The 17,903-nt window shown below is 73.7% G+C and carries 17 protein-coding genes; 6 read left to right on the plus strand and 11 right to left on the minus strand.

The genetic code is table 11. The features are described 5' to 3' along the window. Window positions 1-138 precede the first annotated feature (138 nt). Together ACIBPB_RS21550 and ACIBPB_RS21555 are read left to right on the plus strand one after the other, a co-directional pair. Window positions 139-1,317 (plus strand): NADP-dependent malic enzyme, encoded by a 1,179-nt coding sequence (locus ACIBPB_RS21550; protein WP_396841305.1) that lies wholly within the window; start codon window positions 139-141, stop codon window positions 1,315-1,317. A 76-nt stretch (window positions 1,318-1,393) separates the two neighbouring features. Further along, on the plus strand, window positions 1,394-2,356 hold the full coding sequence (locus tag ACIBPB_RS21555; RefSeq protein WP_396841306.1) for a zinc-binding dehydrogenase: 963 nt from the start codon (window positions 1,394-1,396) through the stop codon (window positions 2,354-2,356). A gap of 27 nt (window positions 2,357-2,383) precedes the next feature. On the opposite strand, the gene ACIBPB_RS21560 is transcribed toward ACIBPB_RS21555, so the two are convergent. The 3 genes from ACIBPB_RS21560 to ACIBPB_RS21570 form a co-directional block, all read right to left on the minus strand. Further along, window positions 2,384-3,346, minus strand: a complete 963-nt coding sequence (locus ACIBPB_RS21560; RefSeq protein ID WP_396841307.1) for an alpha/beta hydrolase family protein — start codon at window positions 3,344-3,346, stop codon at window positions 2,384-2,386. Window positions 3,347-3,431: 85 nt separating this feature from the next. After that, complete coding sequence (locus tag ACIBPB_RS21565; RefSeq protein WP_396841308.1) at window positions 3,432-3,971, minus strand: nucleotidyltransferase domain-containing protein; 540 nt, start codon at window positions 3,969-3,971, stop codon at window positions 3,432-3,434. Between the two features lie 24 nt (window positions 3,972-3,995). Continuing rightward, entirely contained in the window at window positions 3,996-4,943 is a 948-nt protein-coding gene (locus ACIBPB_RS21570) for an alpha/beta hydrolase family protein (RefSeq protein WP_396841309.1), read from the minus strand. Between the two features lie 160 nt (window positions 4,944-5,103). Between ACIBPB_RS21570 and ACIBPB_RS21575 the strand changes: the two genes are divergently transcribed. Next, window positions 5,104-5,274 carry a hypothetical protein gene (locus ACIBPB_RS21575; RefSeq protein WP_357320969.1) on the plus strand — a complete coding sequence of 57 codons (171 nt, stop codon included), beginning with the start codon at window positions 5,104-5,106 and terminating at the stop codon, window positions 5,272-5,274. Between the two features lie 76 nt (window positions 5,275-5,350). On the opposite strand, the gene ACIBPB_RS21580 is transcribed toward ACIBPB_RS21575, so the two are convergent. The 4 genes from ACIBPB_RS21580 to ACIBPB_RS21595 all read right to left on the minus strand — a co-directional run bounded on the left by ACIBPB_RS21580 (window position 5,351) and on the right by ACIBPB_RS21595 (window position 9,949). Further along, window positions 5,351-6,469, minus strand: a complete 1,119-nt coding sequence (locus ACIBPB_RS21580) for an acetate/propionate family kinase (protein ID WP_396841310.1) — start codon at window positions 6,467-6,469, stop codon at window positions 5,351-5,353. After that, on the minus strand, window positions 6,466-8,535 hold the full coding sequence (gene pta / locus ACIBPB_RS21585; protein WP_396841311.1) for a phosphate acetyltransferase: 2,070 nt from the start codon (window positions 8,533-8,535) through the stop codon (window positions 6,466-6,468). The genes ACIBPB_RS21580 and pta overlap by 4 nt, the downstream gene beginning before the upstream one ends. 70 nt (window positions 8,536-8,605) lie before the next feature. Further along, a complete protein-coding gene (locus tag ACIBPB_RS21590; protein WP_396841312.1) occupies window positions 8,606-9,301 on the minus strand; it encodes a DUF998 domain-containing protein in 696 nt (231 codons plus the stop codon). A gap of 144 nt (window positions 9,302-9,445) precedes the next feature. Beyond that, window positions 9,446-9,949, minus strand: a complete 504-nt coding sequence (locus ACIBPB_RS21595) for a GNAT family N-acetyltransferase (RefSeq protein WP_396841313.1) — start codon at window positions 9,947-9,949, stop codon at window positions 9,446-9,448. Between the two features lie 49 nt (window positions 9,950-9,998). Between ACIBPB_RS21595 and ACIBPB_RS21600 the strand changes: the two genes are divergently transcribed. The 3 genes from ACIBPB_RS21600 to ACIBPB_RS21610 all read left to right on the plus strand — a co-directional run bounded on the left by ACIBPB_RS21600 (window position 9,999) and on the right by ACIBPB_RS21610 (window position 11,684). After that, complete coding sequence (locus tag ACIBPB_RS21600) at window positions 9,999-10,574, plus strand: TetR/AcrR family transcriptional regulator (RefSeq protein WP_396841314.1); 576 nt, start codon at window positions 9,999-10,001, stop codon at window positions 10,572-10,574. A 169-nt stretch (window positions 10,575-10,743) separates the two neighbouring features. Then, window positions 10,744-11,169 (plus strand): hypothetical protein, encoded by a 426-nt coding sequence (locus tag ACIBPB_RS21605; protein ID WP_396841315.1) that lies wholly within the window; start codon window positions 10,744-10,746, stop codon window positions 11,167-11,169. Further along, on the plus strand, window positions 11,166-11,684 hold the full coding sequence (locus ACIBPB_RS21610; protein ID WP_396841316.1) for a TetR/AcrR family transcriptional regulator: 519 nt from the start codon (window positions 11,166-11,168) through the stop codon (window positions 11,682-11,684). The genes ACIBPB_RS21605 and ACIBPB_RS21610 overlap by 4 nt, the downstream gene beginning before the upstream one ends. A 51-nt stretch (window positions 11,685-11,735) precedes the next feature. Here ACIBPB_RS21610 and ACIBPB_RS21615 read toward each other — a convergent pair whose 3' ends face one another. From ACIBPB_RS21615 to ACIBPB_RS21630, 4 genes are all read right to left on the minus strand, one after another. Further along, window positions 11,736-11,915 (minus strand): DUF6104 family protein, encoded by a 180-nt coding sequence (locus ACIBPB_RS21615; RefSeq protein ID WP_089009804.1) that lies wholly within the window; start codon window positions 11,913-11,915, stop codon window positions 11,736-11,738. 76 nt (window positions 11,916-11,991) lie between these two features. Then, window positions 11,992-15,729 carry a multifunctional oxoglutarate decarboxylase/oxoglutarate dehydrogenase thiamine pyrophosphate-binding subunit/dihydrolipoyllysine-residue succinyltransferase subunit gene (locus ACIBPB_RS21620; RefSeq protein ID WP_396841317.1) on the minus strand — a complete coding sequence of 1,246 codons (3,738 nt, stop codon included), beginning with the start codon at window positions 15,727-15,729 and terminating at the stop codon, window positions 11,992-11,994. A 272-nt stretch (window positions 15,730-16,001) separates the two neighbouring features. Beyond that, complete coding sequence (locus ACIBPB_RS21625) at window positions 16,002-16,826, minus strand: ABC transporter permease (RefSeq protein WP_396841318.1); 825 nt, start codon at window positions 16,824-16,826, stop codon at window positions 16,002-16,004. Beyond that, window positions 16,823-17,761 carry an ABC transporter ATP-binding protein gene (locus ACIBPB_RS21630; protein ID WP_396841319.1) on the minus strand — a complete coding sequence of 313 codons (939 nt, stop codon included), beginning with the start codon at window positions 17,759-17,761 and terminating at the stop codon, window positions 16,823-16,825. The genes ACIBPB_RS21625 and ACIBPB_RS21630 overlap by 4 nt, the downstream gene beginning before the upstream one ends. Between the last annotated feature and the right edge of the window lie 142 nt (window positions 17,762-17,903).

The following is a 17,903-nucleotide window of genomic DNA, read 5'->3' on the forward strand; positions in this document are numbered from 1 at the left end:
GCTCACATCCCGGCGCGGGCCGCGTGACTATGCTCGGAAAGTGCCCGGGTGACCCCCCGCACCAGCCGCCCCGCTCGCCGCTGACACATGGCGCGCCGAGCCGGCCGGTCCGTCTGCTCGACAGATCCTGGAGTCACCATGCCTTCGTCCACCCCGGACCCCGCTGATCCCGTCTTCCGGCTGCACGTCGGCGGCAAGATGGCCGTCGCCTCGACCGTGCCGCTCACCAGCCGGGAGGACCTCTCCCTCGCGTACACCCCGGGTGTGGCCCGGGTCTGCGAGGCGATCGCCGCCGATCCCGACCTCGCCGACGACTACACCTGGGTGTCGCACACCGTCGCCGTGGTCACCGACGGCTCCGCCGTACTCGGGCTGGGCAACATCGGCCCGCGCGCCGCTTTGCCGGTGATGGAGGGCAAGGCGGTGCTGTTCAAGCAGTTCGGCGGCGTGGACGCGGTGCCGATCTGCCTGGACACCCAGGACGTCGACGAGATCGTGGCCACGGTGCGGGCGCTCGCCCCCTCGTTCGGCGGGATCAACCTGGAGGACATCAGCGCCCCCCGCTGCTTCGAGGTGGAGCGCCGGCTGGACGAGGCGCTGCCGATCCCGGTCTTCCACGACGACCAGCACGGCACGGCGATCGTGGTGCTGGCCGCGCTGCGCAACGCGGCCACCCTGCTCAACCGCAAGCTCGGCGACCTGCGGGTGACGGTCAGTGGGGCCGGCGCGGCCGGGGTGGCGGTCACCCACATGCTGGTCGCCGGGGGAGTGAACCCGGACCAGGTGGTGGTCTGCGACTCCCGGGGCATCATCGGCCGGCACCGGCCCGACCTGACCGAGACCAAGGCGTACCTGGCCGAGACGACCAACGCCGAGGGGCGCCAGGGCGACATCACCGAGGCGCTGCGCGGCGCGGACGTGCTGATCGGCGTCTCCGGCGGGCAGATCCCCGAGGAGGCGGTGGCCGGGATGGCCGCCGGTGGCATCGTCTTCGCGCTGGCCAACCCGACCCCGGAGGTGCACCCCGAGGTGGCCGCCCGGCACGTCGCGGTGGTGGCCACCGGGCGCAGCGACTACCCCAACCAGATCAACAACGTGCTCGCCTTCCCCGGCGTGTTCCGGGGCGCCCTGGACGCCCGGGCCACCCGGGTCACCGACGGGATGAAGGTGGCCGCCGCGGACGCCATCGCGAACGTGGTCGCCGAGTCGCTGACCGCCGACGCGATCGTGCCCTCGCCGCTGGACCCGCGGGTCGCCCCGGCGGTCGCCGAGGCCGTCGCCGAGGCGGCCCGCCGCGACGGCGTCGCCCGCCGCTGAGCAGTAGGGGAGGGGCCCCTCTTATCGCGTTATGCACAGGAAGGGCCCCTTCTTAACCGCCGCTCAGCTTGTTACCGTGCCGATCATGCGTGCCGCCTATGCCTCGGCCTTCGACGCCGACAACCCGCTCGCCGCGCTCACCGTCGGCGACCGTCCCGAGCCGACCCACCCGCAGGACGACTGGGTCACCGTGCAGGTACGGGCCAGCTCGCTCAACCACCACGACCTCTGGTCGCTGCGCGGCGTGGGCCTCACCGCCGACCAGCTCCCGATGATCCTCGGCTGCGACGCGGTCGGCACCGACCCGCACGGCAACGCCGTGGTCATCTACCCGGTGGTGCCCACCCCGGGCGACCCGCGCGGGGTCTCCATCCTCTCCGAGCACTTCCCCGGCACCTTCGCCGAGCGGGTGGCCGTACCCCGGATGAACCTGCTGCCGCTGCCCGACGGCCTCTCCGCGACCGACGCGGCGTGCCTGCCGACGGCCTGGCTCACCGCCTGGCGGATGCTCACCACCAAGGGCCGGGTGGACGAGGGCGAGTCGGTGCTGGTCCAGGGGGCCGGCGGGGGCGTGGCCACCGCGGCGGTCGCGCTCGGCGTCGCGCTCGGCAAGCGGGTCTACGCGACCAGCCGCAACGCCGAGAAGCGGGAGCGGATCAGCGAGCTGGGCGCGACCGCGCTGGAGCCCGGCGCCCGGCTGCCCGAGCGCGTCGACGTGGTGATCGAGACGGTCGGCGCGGCCACCTTCGAGCACTCGCTCAAGTCCGCCGCGCCGATGGCCCGGATCGTCGTCTCCGGCGCCACCGCCGGGCACGAGCCCAAGGTCAACCTGCGCCGGGTCTTCGCCATGCAGCTGGAGATCCTGGGCACCTCGATGGGCACCCCGGACGAACTCACCCAGCTGCTGGCGTTCTGCGCCGAGCACGTGGTGCGCCCGGTGGTGGACCGGGTGGTGCCGTTCAGCCGGATCGAGGAGGCGTTCGCCCGGCTGGACTCCGGCGAGGTCTTCGGCAAGCTGGTCGTCGACCACACCGCCTGACCCGCGCCGCCGCCCTGGACGGCCCGCTCAGAGGTGGTCGTCCAGGGTGGCCAGGCCGCCCCGGGTGGCGTCGGCGGGCAGCCGCTTCTTCGCCGTCGCGTCGCCGTACAGCGTCCAGCGGAGGAACTCGACCGTGGTGTCGGCGACCACCCGCAGCGCCGTGCCGTCGCTGAGCAGCGCCCGCCCGTGGTCGTCCTTGGGCAGGCTGAGCATCGCCTTCGGCCACGGCACCGCGTCGTAGACCGCCTTGCCGGCGGCGTAGCTCACCACCTCGTCGGCCTCGCCGTGCACGAAGAGCTGCGGCGCGGCCGCCCCGGCGAAGGCGGTGCCGACGCCCAGCGCCGTACCGGCGAAGACGATGCCCGCGTCGAGCCGGTCGTCCCGCCCGGCGGTGAAGAGCCCGATCGTGGTCACCCCGCCCGCGCTGTGCCCGGCCGCGGCGACCCGGTCCGGGTCCAGGTGCCCGCGCAGCGGGTCGCCGGCCTTCCGGTCCAGGGCGAGCACCCGGGTGAGCGCGTACGACACGTCGGCCGGTTGGTTGAGCACGTCCAGCGGGTTGCCGTCGCCACCGGCGCCGGTGTGCGGGAACGTCGGGGCGGCCACCACGAACCCGGCCGCCGCCCAGCGGCGCAGCAGCAGTTGGTAGTCCGCCGGCCGGCCGCCCAGCCCGTGGCTGAACATCACCACCGGGAACCGCCCGGCCGCGGCCGGCACCGACCGCTCCGGCGTGCCACCCGCCGCGCCCCGGGCCGGGTACCAGATGGTCACCGGCAGGGGGCGGTCGCCGTCGCGGTTGAGCTTCAGCTCGCGTACGCCGACCGCGAAGCTCGCCGTGGGCGCGTGCCCGGCCGGCACCCGGGGTGCCGGGGTGGTCGCCTTCGGCGGGTCCTCGGGTGCGGGCCGCGCGGTCGGGGCGGCGCCGCCGGAGCAGCCGGCCAGACCGGCGGCGACCAGCGCGGCGGCGACCAGGGCGGTACGGCGACGAAGCATGAAGACGATTGTGCCTCGCGGCCGGGGGCGGCCGGCCGGACATCGGCCGAGGGGGCGCGGATCGGCGCCCCGGACGGGGATGATCTCAGTGGGTCGGATGGCCGTCCCGGCTCGCCCGCAGGCGGGCCAGGTCCGCGGCGTCCTTGGCGCGACGGGGCCGCTCCGGCATCCACACCGGGTACATCTCCTTGAACTCGATCTGCGCCGCCAGGCTGATCACCGGTGCCCGGTGCGGGCCGATCCGCCCGGGCGGGCCGTCCAGCATGCCCTCGGGCAGCGGCGTGCCGGCCCACGGCCCGGCCCCCACCACCACCCGGCCCCGCGCGTCCCGGTCCAGGTACGCGAAGCTCACCTCCACGTCGTCGCGGAGCAGGTCCAGTTGCCGCTCGACCGGCAGCCGGGGGTCGGGCCGCCAGCCGTGCCGGTCGAGCAGGGCGGCCAGGCGGGCGGCGTCGGACCGCCAGCAGTACCAGTCGACGTCGACGTGCGGCCGGGTCACCTCGCCCAGGTGGAAGTCCATCGCCCAGCCGCCGCGCAGCCAGACCGGGATCCCGGCCGTCCCGGCCAGCTCCCGCACCTCGCGGATCGCGGTCAACTGCCGCTCGGGCAACCCGTCGTTCGCCACCGGACGACCCTAGCGGCAGCGGGCTCAGCCGGGCAGGGCGCGGGTGGTCAGGGTGGTGGTGCCGGCCAGCAGCGCGTCCGCCGGCAGCCGGCGCAGCGCGGCCGGGTCGTCGTAGAGGGTCCACCGGAGGAAGTCGGTGGTGGTGGCGAGGACCTGGGCGAAGCCGGGCCGGCCCGGGGTCAGGTACTCGCCGTGGCCCTGGCCGGGCAGGCTCAGGAAGACGGCCGGCCCGGGGCTGCGCTGGTAGGCGGCCCGGCCCACCGACTCCGGCACGATCGGGTCGGCGGCGCCGTGCACGAACAGCAGCGGCGCGGCCGGCCCGGCGAAGCTGCCGGCCAGCCCGCCCCCGGCGAGCACGATGCCGGAGCGCAGCCGCGCCGAGTGCCCGGAGGTGAACATGCCGGCCGTGGTGAAGCCGCCGGCCGAGTGGCCGGCCGCCGCGAACCGGGCGACGTCCAGGTGCCCGGCGAGCGGGTCCCCGCGACGGGTGTCCAGGCCCACCAGGTGGCGGATCAGCCGCCAGCCGTCGGCCGGCTGGTTGCGCACGTCGGCGCGGGTGAAGTCGCGGGCCCGCAGGTTGGTGCGGGGGAAGGTGGGCGCGGCCACCACGAACCCGGCGGCGGCCCAGCGGCTGGTCAGCGGCGCGTGCAGGTCGGGGAGGCTGCGCAGGCCGTGGCTGTAGACCACCACGGGGAACCGCCCGGCGGCCACCGGCGCCGCGGCGCGTACCACCGGCCCCGCGGGCCCGCCGACCGGGCCCCGGTCGGCCGGCCCGGCGGGATACCAGACGGTGACCGGCAGCGGCCGGGGGCCGTCCGGGTCGAGCACGAACTGCCGGATGCCCACCGGGTAGGACCGCGACGGGGCGTGCCGCGCGGCGGCCGGGCCCGACTCGCCGGTCGCGGCGGTGGCCGGGCCGCAGCCCGCCAGCAGCGCCGCCACCAGCGCGGCGATCAGCCGCTGCACGCTCATCCCCGCACGGTAGGCGGTCACCGCGCCGGGCCGGTCCCACCGTCCGGACCGGTCGCCGCCACCACCCGGTCGGCGCCCGCCTCCACCGGCCGGGTCGGCTTTCCGGCACCGGCCCGGCCGGGGACCATGCCGGTGGACGCGCTTCGCTAGGGTCACCCGCATGGCTGAGAACTACACCGACCCGAGCGGCAACACGGCGCAGTTCCGCGCCTTCGTCGATTCCCCCGAGGCGACCCCCGCCGCGGCCGCCCCGTCCCGGCTTCCGCTGGTCGCCGGCATCGTCGCCGCCGTCGTGGTGGTCGCCCTGGTGGCCTGGCTGGCGCTGGGCTGAGCCGGGTCGGCCGGTCCTGGCGCGGCGCCGGACGTGGACCCGGTGCGGCCCGGCCCGTCCGTCGTGGCGCGCCGGGTCAGCCCGCCGCGGCCAGCACCTCGCGGGTCTCCCGGGCGATCTCCCGCTCCTCGTCGGTGCCGATCACGCAGACCGCGACCTCGGCCCCGTCGGGGGAGATCACCCGGTCGCCGCTGCCGGCGTTGCGGGCCGGGTCGACGGCGATCCCGAGCCGCTCCAGGCCGGCCAGCGACGCCGCCCGTACCGGCGCGGCGTGCTCGCCCACCCCGGCCGTGAAGACCACCGCGTCGACCCGTCCGAGCAGCGCGTAGTACCCGCCCACGTAGCTGGTGATCCGCCGGCAGTAGACGTCGAAGGCGAGCGCGGCGGCGGCGTCCCCGGCGTCCCGGCGGGCCAGCACCTCGCGCATGTCGTTGACCCCGGTCAGGCCGAGCAGGCCGCTGCGGTGGTTGAGCAGGTCGTCGATCTCGTCGACGCCCAGCCCCGCCTCCCGCCGCAGGTGGAAGATCACGGTCGGGTCCAGGTCGCCGCTGCGGGTGCCCATCACCAGGCCCTCCAGCGGCGACATGCCCATCGAGGTGGCCACGCTCCGGCCGCCCTGGACGGCGCAGGCGCTCGCCCCGTTGCCCAGGTGCAGGGTGATCATGTTCGACTCGGCGTACGGCCGGCCCAGCAGGTCCGCCGCGCGGCGCGACACGTACGCGTGCGAGGTGCCGTGGAAGCCGTACCGGCGGATGCCGTACCGCTGCGCGACCTCCCGGTCGATCGCGTAGGTGGCGACGGCCTCGGGGAGGGTGTGGTGGAACGCGGTGTCGAAGATGGCCACCTGCGGGGTGTCCGGCAGCGCCTCCCGGGCCACCCGGATGCCGGCCAGGTTCGCCGGGTTGTGCAGCGGAGCGAGCGGGACCAGGTCCTCGATCGCCGCGAACACCGCGTCGTCGATCAGCACCGGTTCGCTGAACTTCCGGCCGCCGTGCACCACCCGGTGCCCGACGCCGGCCAGCCCGGTGAGGTCCAGCCGGTCGATGATCCCCCGGACCGCGCTTTCGTGGTCGGCCGGCCCGCCGCCGGGCTCACCGACCCGCTCGACGGTGCCCTTGTCGCGGACCTGGTCGCCGTCGTACAGCCGGTACTTCACCGAGGAGGACCCGCAGTTGAGGACGAGGATGCGACTCATCGTGACGCTCCGGCGGTGGCGGCCTGGATGGCGGTGATCGCCACCGTGTTGACGATGTCGGGCACGGTGGCACCCCGGGACAGGTCGTTGACCGGCTGGCGCAGGCCCTGCATGACCGGGCCGACCGCCACCGCGCCGGCCGAGCGCTGCACCGCCTTGTACGTGTTGTTGCCGGTGTTCAGGTCGGGGAAGATGAACACCGTGGCCCGCCCCGCGACCGGGCTCTCCGGCAGCTTGGTCGCCGCGACCTGCGGGTCGATCGCCGCGTCGTACTGGATCGGCCCCTCCACCAGCAGGTCCGGCCGGCGTTGCCGGACCAGCGCGGTGGCCGCCGCGACCTTCTCCACGTCCTCCCCGGCGCCCGAGCTGCCGGTCGAGTAGGACAGCATCGCCACCCGCGGCTCGATGCCGAACCGCGCCGCGGTCTCGGCCGACGAGATGGCGATGTCGGCGAGCTGGGCGGCGTCCGGGTCCCGGTTCACCGCGCAGTCGCCGTAGACCAGCACCCGGTCGGCGAGCAGCATGAAGAAGACGCTGGACGCGACCGAGACGTCGGGCAGCGTCCGGATGATCTCGAACGCCGGCCGGATGGTGGCCGCCGTGGTGTGGGTGGCCCCGGAGACCATGCCGTCGGCCCGGCCGGTCCCCACCATCATGGTGCCGAAGTAGTTCGGCTGCGCCACGATGTCGTGCGCCAGCTCGACGGTCATCCCGCGGTGCGCGCGCAGCTTCGCGTACTCGGCGGCGAACTCGTCCCGCCACTCGCTGCGCGCCGGGTCGACCACCTGCGCGTCGGTGATGTCGACGCCCAGCTCCCGGGTGCGCCGCGCGACGTCCTCGGGCCGGCCCAGCAGGGTCAGGTCGGCCACGCCCCGGCGCAGCAGGATCTCCGCGGCCCGCAGGATGCGTTCCTCGGTACCCTCCGGCAGCACCAGTCGGCGGCGCTGCGCGCGGGCCCGGTCGATCAGGTCGTTCTCGAACATCAACGGGGTGACCCGGGCGGACCGGCTGACCCGCAGCCGGCGGGCCAGGTCCACGGTGTCCACGCAGCGCTCGAAGGCGCCGAGGGCGGCCTCCACCTTGCGCGGGTTCGCGGTGCTGGGCCGTCCCTCGATCCGGCTCGACGCCGCCACCGTGTCGTAGCTGTCGCTTTTCACCGAGAGCACGGCCAGCCCGGTGTTGAGCCGCTCGACCAGCCGCATCGCCCGCGGGTCGGGTTGCTCGCCGAGGGTGAGCACCAGCCCGGCCACCGAGACCTGGCCGGCCACGTGCGCGGCGCTCGCCGCCACCAGCAGGTCGGCGCGGTCGCCCGGGGTGATCACCAGGGCCCCGTCGGTCAGGTGGTCCAGCAGGGTGGGCACGTGCGCGGCGCCGACCACGTAGTCGAGCACGTCCCGGTCGAGCGCCGTGTCGTCGCCGGCGAGCAGGGTGGCGCCGAGCGCCGCGGCCACCTCGGCCACCGTCGGCGCCGACACGGCGGGCACCTCCGGGATGGCGTACGCGGGGACCGGCAGGTCGGGCAGGGCCATCGGTTCGGGCACCCGGTTGGCGACCACCGCCACCACCGTCGCGCCCAAGTCGGCCAGGTCGTGGTACGCCCCGCGGACCGCCGCCGCGATCGCCTCCGGCTGCTGCCCGAACCCGTCGACCACGGGCACCACCACGCTGCCGAACTCGGTGGCCAGCCGGGCGTTGAAGGCCAGCTCGCGCGGCCCGGCCCCGTCCCCGTCGGCGAAGTCGCTGCCGACCACGACGACCGCCGGGCAACGCCGCTCGATCTCCCGGTAGCGGGCCACGATCCGGGAGATCAGCTCCTCCCGCCGGCCCTCCGCGACCAGCGCGGTGGCCTCGGCGTAGGTCGCGCCGTGCAGCTCGTCGACCGGCAGGTCCACCCGGTAGCGCTCGGTGAGCAGGGCGAGGATCTGGTCGGGCCCCCGGCCGGCGACCAGCGGCCGGAACGCGCCGATCCGCTCGACCTGACGGGACAGCAGCTCGGCCAGCCCGAGTGCGACCGTCGACTTGCCCCCACCCGATCCGACACTCGTCAGGTACACGCTGCGCGCCACGACCTCACGCTACAAGATCGCGGTACGCCCCGCCCGGGTCCTTCTTCCCGGGCCGGACGGCCCGGACCGGTCAGGAGGGCGTGGTCCGGGCCGCCCCGGGGGCGGTGCCGGCCGGCTCGGCGGCCCGGAGCAGCGCGTCGCTCTTGACCACCCACGCGGCGCCGAAGGCGAACACGGCGAGCGTCTCGCACCAGAGCACCGGCTTGAGCGTGTGCCGTACGTCCGCCGGGAGTTGCGTGCTGGCCAGCGCGAGCGCGATCGCCAGCACGATGAGCCCGCCGCAGAGCCGGTAGAACCGGACCGCCGAGCGGCGCGGTGGCACGCCGGCCCGGTCCGGGCGGGTGAAGAGGACGAGGCAGAAGACCGCGAGGAGCGCGAAGAGCGCCCCGGCGGCCACCTGGTGCACCGCGCCGACGAACCGGTCGCCGGGGCCGACGGTGCCGGCCGCCGCGCCGACGGTGGTGGGGAAGAGCGCCACCAGGATCGCCAGCCCGCCCGCTACCGTGCCGAGCAGGTCGTCGGGCCAGCGGTACCGGTAGCTGATCAGGAACACCCCGATGGCGCAGAGCGCGCCGACCAGGACGTCCCGCAGTTCGGTGTGGTAGTAGCCGCTGAGCGAATCGAGCAGGGTGAGCCGGCGGGTGACGAGCTGGTGGCCGACCACCAGCACCACCGGCAGTGCGATGCCGACCGATCCGACGCCGAGCCGCAGGTGGCGGACGGTCACGGCGTCCTGCGGTGGCTTGCGGGCCGCCTCCGGGTTCATCGCCGCCTCCCGGCCTCGGGCGGTGGCTGACCCGCCCGTGTCCTCGCGACGACTCCAGGTGACGCCGCGCCGACCCGGAGTTGTCTGTCCTCCAGTGGACGCGACGCGGGCTGTCCACGTCAACGGTCGGCTCGCCCGCTCGCGTCAGCCGCCGGCCGGCGCCAGTTCCCGTTCGTACACCTGCCCGGTCAGGTCCGCGCCGAAGCTGTGGTGCGGTTCCTCCCGCACCAGCCGGAAGCCGCGGGAGAGGTAGATCCGCCGGGCGGCGACCAGGGGATGGTTGGTCCAGAGCCGGATGCGGGGATAGCCCGCCCGCCGGGCGAAGGCGAGGCACTCGTCGACCAGCCGGCCGCCCAGGGACCGCCCCCGGGCCGCGGGATCGACCAGCAGGATCCGTAGCTGGGCCGTCTCGTCGTCGGCCGCGACGCAGAAGACGCAACCGACCCGCTCCCCGTCGACCTCGGCGATCCAGGCGGCCTCCCGGGCCGGGTCGTGGTCGACGGCGTAGTCGGCGACGATCCGGGCCACGAGCGCCTCGAAGCTGGCGTCCCAGCCGAACTCGGCGGCGTACGTCTCGCCGTGGGCCAGCACCACCCAGCCGAGGTCACCGGGCCGGCCCAGCGGACGAATGAGGACCTGCTCGCTCATCGACACCCCTCCACTACTGAAACAGTCGTTTCAGTGGCAGAGTAACGCTGTGCGCGACCACGAGCGACCCCCCAGCGCCCGCCGGGCCGAACTCCTCGAGCGGGCCTACCGGTACGTCCTGACGCACGGGCTGGCCGAGCTGTCGCTGCGCCCGCTCGCCGCCGCCATCGGCTCCAGCCCGCGCGTCCTGCTCTTCCTCTTCGGCTCCAAGGATCAGCTCATCCGTGACCTGCTCGGGCGGGCCCGGGTCGACGAACTGGCCGCGCTCCGGCGGGCCCGGGAAGCGGGCGGCGCCGACGACTTCGCCGCGGCGGTGCGGGCGACCTGGGGCTGGCTGGTGGACCCGGCACACCGTCCGATGCTGGTCCTCTGGGTCCAGGCGTACGCCCGCTCGCTGAGCGAGCCGGGCGGACCGTGGGCGGGGTTCGCCCGGCAGACGGTGGAGGACTGGCTCGGGCTGCTCGCCGAGATCGGCGGCGGGGCCGACGGCGGTGGCGCGGATCCCGCCCTCGGCCTGGCGCTGCTGCGCGGGGCGCTGCTCGACCTGCTGGCCACCGGCGACGCCGAACGGGCCACCGCGGTCGTCGAGCGCTACCTGGGCCTGCTCGCGGCGGCGGCCCGCTGAACCCGGGCCGGCGCCGGCCCGCTGAACCCGGCCCGGCGCCGGCCCGCTCTTCGTCGACGACCACGTCCGCGTACCCGGCGCCGAGGTATCACCAGGCTGCCCCTTGACCCGGCTAACGCTGTTCGCTAGCGTCTAGGCTAACAGCGTTAGCCAGAGAGGGCGTGCCGTGATGACCGCAGCGACGACCATGCAGACCCGACCGGTGACGACCGACGGCGGGCGCGTCCGGGACCGGGCCGGCCGGGTGCTGCTCTGGCTGTCCGCGGTCGGCGCGGTGGGGGCGGCAGCGGGTGCGTACGGCGCGGTCGCCGACGCCGAACCAGCCGTCACGGTGGTCGAGACGTGGCGGGCGTACGGCTTCGTGGTCTTCGCCGGGCTCTTCGCCCTGCTGGCCGTGCGTCCCCGGGGCTACCGCGGGGTATGGCCGCTGGTGATCTTCCACAAGGTGGCGATGACGGTGACCGCGCTGGTCTACGCGCGGAACGCCGCGATCGAGGGGACCGGCACCATCCTGGTCTGGGACGGCACCCTGTCGGTGCTGCTCGTGCTGGCCTTCGTGCTCTGCCGCGGGTGGGTGGCGGAGCCGCGCCGGTGAGCCGCCGCGAGGAAATCGTCGACGTCGCGGAACGCCTGCTGGAGCGCGCCGGGCCGGAGGCCGTCACGATGCGTCGGCTCGCCGACGAACTGGGCATCCAGGCGCCGTCGCTGTACAAGCACGTCGCGGGAAAGCCGGAGATCGAGGCGGCCCTCCAGCAGCGCGGGCTACAGCGGCTCGCCGCAGCCCTGGAGGCGGCGCCGGACCTGCCGTCCCTCGCCGCCGCGTACCGCGACTGGGCGCTCCGGCATCCCCGGCTGTACGAGATCGCCACCCGGCTGCCGCTGGCGCGCGAGCGCCTCGCGCCCGGCGTGGAGGCGGCCGCCGCGGCGCCGCTGCTCCGGGTGACCGGTGGTGACCTGACCGCGGCGCGCGCCCTCTGGGGCCTGGCACACGGGCTGGTCGACCTGGAACTGGCCGGCCGGTTTCCACCCGGGGCCGACCTCGATGCGGTCTGGGCGCACGCCATGGCCGAACGGGTCGTGGCCGGGCCCGGCTCGGGCGCCACGGGCTGAGCAGCCCGGCGGGTGGCTGGCGCGGCGCACCCGGCGTACCGGGTCAGCCGGTCACTCGTCGTCCTCGTCGTCCAGCCGGGCCAGCCAGGTGGCGAACCGCTCGATCGGCGTCTCGAACTCCGGGTTCAGGTCGACGAAGTCGCGCAGCCGCTCGCCGAGCCACTCCAGGCTGACCTGCTCGTCGCCCCGGCGCTCGACCAGTTCCTCGATGCCACGGTCGGTGAAGTACATCGGTTCGTCCTCTCGTCGTCGGCCGGCCGACGGCAGCGGCCCGCCCCGGCGTCGGGACGGGCCGCTGCCGATCGGGTCACGGGCGGGGCAGGGCCGCCTCGATCAGCGCGTTCTGCTCGACCTCGTGCATCTTCGCCGAGCCGACCGCCGGGGCGGCGGCGGCCGGGCGGGAGATGCGGCGCAGCCGGACCTCGGGCAGGTGCTCCAGCAGGTTGAGCGCGACGAACGACCAGGCGCCCTGGTTGGCCGGCTCCTCCTGGACCCAGGCGAAGTCCTCGGCGTTCGGGTAGCGGGACAGGGCGGCCCGGACCTCCTCGACGGGCAGCGGGTAGAGCTGCTCCATCCGGATGATCGTGGTGTCGGTGACGCCGCGCTCCTGGCGCGCCTGGAACAGGTCGTAGTAGACCTTGCCCGAGCAGAGCAGCACCCGCTTCACCTGCTCCGGGGCCGGGGCGGCGGTGTCGGCCAGGACCGGCTGGAAGGTGCCCGTGGTGAAGTCCTCCACCGGCGACACGCAGAGCTTGTGCCGCAGCAGCGACTTCGGCGTGAACACCACCAGCGGCTTGCGCTTCGGCGACAGGGCCTGGCGGCGCAGCAGGTGGAAGTAGTTCGCCGGGGTGGTCGGGATGGCCACCCGCATGTTGTCCTCCGCGCAGAGCTGGAGGAACCGCTCCGGGCGGCCGGAGGTGTGGTCCGGGCCCTGACCCTCGTGGCCGTGCGGCAGCAGCAGGGTGACCGCGGAGCGCTGGCCCCACTTCACCTCGCCGGAGGAGATGAACTCGTCGATCACCGACTGGGAGCCGTTGACGAAGTCACCGAACTGGGCCTCCCAGCAGACCAGCGCGTTGATGTTCTCCACCGAGTAGCCGTACTCGAAGCCCATGGCGGCGTACTCGGAGAGCAGCGAGTCGTGCACGAAGAAGCGTGACCGCTCGCCGTCGCCGGTGAGCGACTTCAGCGGCAGGTAGTCCTCGCCGGTCTTCGCGTCGACGATCGAGGCGTGCCGCTGGACGAAGGTGCCCCGGCGGGAGTCCTGCCCGGCGAGCCGGACGGTGACCCCGTCGTGCAGCAGCGAGCCGAACGCGATGATCTCGCCGTAGCCCCAGTCGATGTTGCCCTCGACGGACATCTTCGCCCGCCGGTCGAGCAGCTGCTGGATCCGCTTGTGCGGGGTGAAGCCCTCCGGCAGGTTGACGTGCGCCTCGCCGATCGCCTTCACCACGGCGGCGTCGGTGGCGGTCTCCACCTGCGGTTCCGGCTCCTCCTCGCGGCGTGGCCGGCTGAGCTGGCGCGGCGTGGTGGCCGCGTCCCGGGTGGCCTTGAAGACCCGCTCCAGCTGCGACTGGTAGTCGCGCAGCAGCTCCTCCGCGTCCTCCACGGTGATGTCACCCCGCCCGATGAGCTCCTCGGTGTAGAGCTTCCGGACCGACCGCTTCGAGTCGATGATCTTGTACATCTGCGGGTTGGACATCGACGGGTCGTCGCCCTCGTTGTGCCCGCGCCGGCGGTAGCAGACCATGTCGATCACGACGTCCTTGTTGAACGCCTGGCGGTACTCGAAGGCCAGCCGGGCGACCCGGACGACCGCCTCGGGGTCGTCGCCGTTGACGTGGAAGATCGGCGCCTGGATCATCCGGGCCACGTCGGTGCTGTAGAGGCTGGACCGGCTGTACTCCGGGGCGGTGGTGAAGCCGACCTGGTTGTTGACCACCACGTGCACCGTGCCGCCGGTGCGGTAGCCGCGCAGCTGGGACAGGTTGAGCGTCTCGGCGACCACGCCCTGGCCGGCGAAGGCGGCGTCACCGTGCACCGCCAGCGGCAGCACGGTGTAACCCTCCAGCTTGAGGTCGATCCGGTCCTGCTTGGCCCGGACGATGCCCTCCAGCACCGGGTCCACGGCCTCCAGGTGCGACGGGTTGGCCACCACCGACACCTTGACCGCGTGCGCGCCGTCCGGGGTGGTGAACTTGCCGTTCTGGCCGAGGTGGTACTTCACGTCGCCCGAGCCCTGGGTGGAGCGCGGGTCGAGGTGCCCCTCGAACTCGGAGAAGATCTTCTCGTACGGCTTGCCGACGATGTTGGCCAGCACGTTGAGCCGGCCCCGGTGGGCCATGCCGATGACGACCTCGTCCAGCCCGCCCTCGGCGGAGCACTCCAGGATCTCGCCGAGCAGCGGGATCAGCGACTCGCCGCCCTCCAGCGAGAAGCGCTTCTGGCCGACGTACTTGGTCTGCAGGAAGGTCTCGAACGCCTCGGCGGCGTTGAGCCGGTTGAGCACGTGCTTCTGCTCCTCCGGGCTCGGCTTCTCGTACTTGCGCTCGACCCGCTCCTGGATCCAGCGCCGCTCCTCCGGGTCCTGGATGTGCATGTACTCGATGCCGACCCGGCGGCAGTACGAGTCGCGCAGCACGCCGAGGATCGAGCGCAGCTTCAGCCGCTGCTTGCCGGCGAAGCCGTTGACCGGGAAGGTGCGGTCCAGGTCCCAGAGGGTCAGCCCGTGCTGGAGCACGTCCAGGTCGGGGTGCTTGCGGATGGTGAACTCGAGCGGGTCGGTGTCGGCCATCAGGTGCCCGCGCACCCGGTACGCGTGGATCAGCTCGTGCACCCGGGCGGTCTTGTTGATCTGGCCCTCGGAGTCGACCGCCACGTCCTGCACCCAACGCACCGGCTCGTAGGGCAGGCGCAGCGAGGTGAAGATCTGGTCGTAGAAGCCGCGCTCGCCGAGCAGCAGCTCGTGCATCACCTTGAGGAACTCGCCGGACTGCGCGCCCTGGATGATCCGGTGGTCGTACGTGCTGGTCAGCGTGATGACCTTGCTGACCGCCAGCTCGGCCAGGGTGGCCTCGCTCATGCCCTGGTACGGCGCCGGGTACTCCATGGCGCCGACGCCGATGATGGCGCTCTGGCCCTGCATCAGCCGGGGGATCGAGTGGACCGTGCCGATGCCGCCCGGGTTGGTCAGCGAGATGGTGGTGCCGGCGTAGTCGTCCATGGTCAGCTCGTTGCGGCGGGCGCGCCGGACCACGTCCTCGTACGCCTGCCAGAACTGCCGGAAGTCCATCTGCTCGCAGCCCTTGATGGAGGGCACCACCAGGTTGCGCGAGCCGTCCGGCTTGACCAGGTCGATCGCGATGCCCAGGTTGACGTGCTCCGGGCGGACCATCGCCGGCTTGCCGTCGACCTCGGCGTAGGAGTTGTTCATCTCCGGGTGCTCGACGATCGCCCGGATCAGCGCGTAGCCGATGAGGTGGGTGAAGCTGACCTTGCCACCACGGCCGCGGGCCAGGTGGTTGTTGATCACGATGCGGTTGTCGACCAGCAGCTTCGCCGGGACCGAGCGGACGCTCGTCGCGGTCGGCACGGAGAGCGAGGCGTCCATGTTCTGGACGATCTTGGCGGCGACGCCGCGCAGCGGGGTGGTGCCGGCGGCGCTCGCGGCCGGGGCCTTCGCGGCCGGCTTGGCCGGGGCGGCCTTCTTCGCCGGGGCCGGCTCCGCGGCCTTCGCCGCCGGCTTGGCGGCGGGCTCGGCGGCCGGCTTGGCCGGGGCCGGCGCGGCCTTGGCGGCCGGCTCCGGGCTGACCGTGGCGACCGGCTCCTGCTGCTCGGCCGGCTCCGGGCGGCCCGCCGGGGCGGCACCGTCCGAGCGCGGGGTGCCGGCGCCCGGCGCCGGTCGGTAGTCGGCGAAGAAGTCGTGCCAGGCCGAGTCGACGCTCGAGGGGTCGGCGAGATAGCGCTGGTACATCTCCTCGACGATCCACTCGTTCGGGCCGAAACCCGCCAGTGGGTTCTCCTGCGAAGTCTGCTGGGTCGACACGGCCGCTAATCGCCTCTTTCACGCGGTTGTGAATGTCACGCGGTGGCCCCCGGGCGCGCTGCACCGGCGCTCGGGAGACGGGTCCCAGGCTACGCCGTGCGGATGCCGCAGGCATTCTCGCCTCCGGCTGGTGGCCGGTTTCACAGAAGATGCCAGAAGTTCGGCAAACGCTGCGTGTCCCGTTCCGTCCTGCTAAGCGACGACGGCCCCGACCGGTGACGCACGGTCACCGGTCGGGGCCGGATGGTACGGGTGGTGCGGTCGCCGGCGGATCAGGAGATGTCGCGCCGGCGGATGGTCAGCACGCCGATCGCGCCGGCCAGCACCGCGTAACCGATCAGCACGGCGGCACCCGCCCAGCGGGGCGGGTTGCCGGGGATGTCGGTGCCGCTGACCATCAGCCCGGAGGCCAGCGAGGGCACCAGCAGCTGGAGCTGGTTGATCCAGTCGCCGAACTTCGCGGCCAGCAGCCCGATCGCGATGGCCGCGCCGATCGCGCCACCCAGGTAGAGCAGGATGCCGGTCACCGTGGCGCCGATCTGGCTGCGGATCAGCACGCCCAGGCCCACCCCCAGCACCGACCAGAGCAGGTAGGCCAGCCCGTTGAGGGCCACCGCCCGCCAGACCGCGCCGTCGCCGAGGTGCGTCCCGACGTCCGTGGCGTTGAGGATCAGCGGGCCGACGGCCAGGTTCAGCAGCGTGGTGCCGACCCAGAACAGCAGCGCGAGCACCCCCGCGGCGACCAGCTTGGCCATCATCACGGCGGTGCGGTGCGGCGCGGTGAGGAACGTGGTGGTCACCGTCTGGTGGAAGAACTCGCTGGTCACCACCACGATGCCGAGCAGCATCACGATGAGCAGGCCGAAGAACTGGCCGTTGGTGTAGATGTTGGCGGCCAGGTTGGCCACGTTACGGACCGCCTCCACCTGGTCGGCCTGATCGGCCGGCACGTCGCCGAGGTCGCCGCTGTTCAGCGCCTCGGTCTGCAACCAGTTGAAGGCCATCGCGAGGGCCCAGAGCGGCAGGGTGATCAGGGCGAAGATCCACCAGGTGCTGGTGGTACGGATCTTGAGCAGCTCGGAACGGACCAGGTTCATCGGATCTCCGCCTTTCCGGCCGTCAGCTCCAGGAAGACGCCTTCCAGGTCGGGGCGTTCCGTGGTCAGCTCGTGCAGCTCGATCTTGGCGGCCAGGGCCAGCCGGCCGACCGTCGGGGCGTCCACCCCGGTCACCAGCAGGCCGCCGTGGCCGTCGGCGTCGACCGTCGCCGACTGCTCGCGCAGCGCGGCGACCAGCTCGTCGGACTGCGGGGTACGCACCCGCACCCGGCCGCCGTGCGCCATCGAGCCGATCACCTGATCGACCGGCCCCTGCCGGATCAGCCGGCCGGCCGCGATGATCACCACGTCGTCGGCGAGCAGCTGCATCTCCGAGAGCAGGTGGCTGGAGACCAGCACGGTCCGCCCGTCGGCGGCCAGCCCCCGGAGGAAGCCGCGCATCCAGCGGATCCCCTCCGGGTCGAGGCCGTTGGCCGGCTCGTCCAGGATCAGCACCTGGGGGTCGCCGAGCATCGCGGCCGCGATCCCGAGCCGCTGCTTCATGCCCAGCGAGTAGCCCTTGAACTTGCGCTTCGCGGCCGGGGTCAGCCCGACCAGCGCGAGCGCCTCGTCGGCGCGCTGCCGGGGCAGGCCCGCGGCCGCGCAGATCACCCGGAGGTGGTTGATCCCGGTGCGGCCCTTGTGCGCGCTCGACGCCTCCAGCACGGCGCCGACCGAGTGCAGCGGGTCGGTCAGGTCGGCGTACCGCCGGCCGCCGATGGTGGCCGTCCCCGCGGTGGGGGTGACCAGGTTGAGCAGCATGCGCAGGGTGGTCGTCTTACCGGCGCCGTTGGGGCCGAGGAAGCCGGTCACCCGTCCTGGCTGGACCGTGAAGGACAGATTGTCTACCGCCCGGACATTCTTGTATTCCTTGGTCAGTCCGGACACCACGATCTGGCCGGTACCGGCGCTGGGGCTCCTTCGCCCGTCGGACATCGTTCTCCTCTCCTGCCACGGCGCGCGGGGCGCGCCGATGGGGACGCCGTTGCGGGGGCGCCGTGGCACAGCCTGGCAAGCCAGCGCAAGGGGGTCAATCAGGCGCGATGGGGATGTCCTCCTCCGGCTGGAGCAGGAGGTG

The organism is Micromonospora sp. NPDC049836, from assembly GCF_044465125.1.
In the GTDB taxonomy this organism is placed as follows: Bacteria; Actinomycetota; Actinomycetes; order Mycobacteriales; family Micromonosporaceae; genus Micromonospora.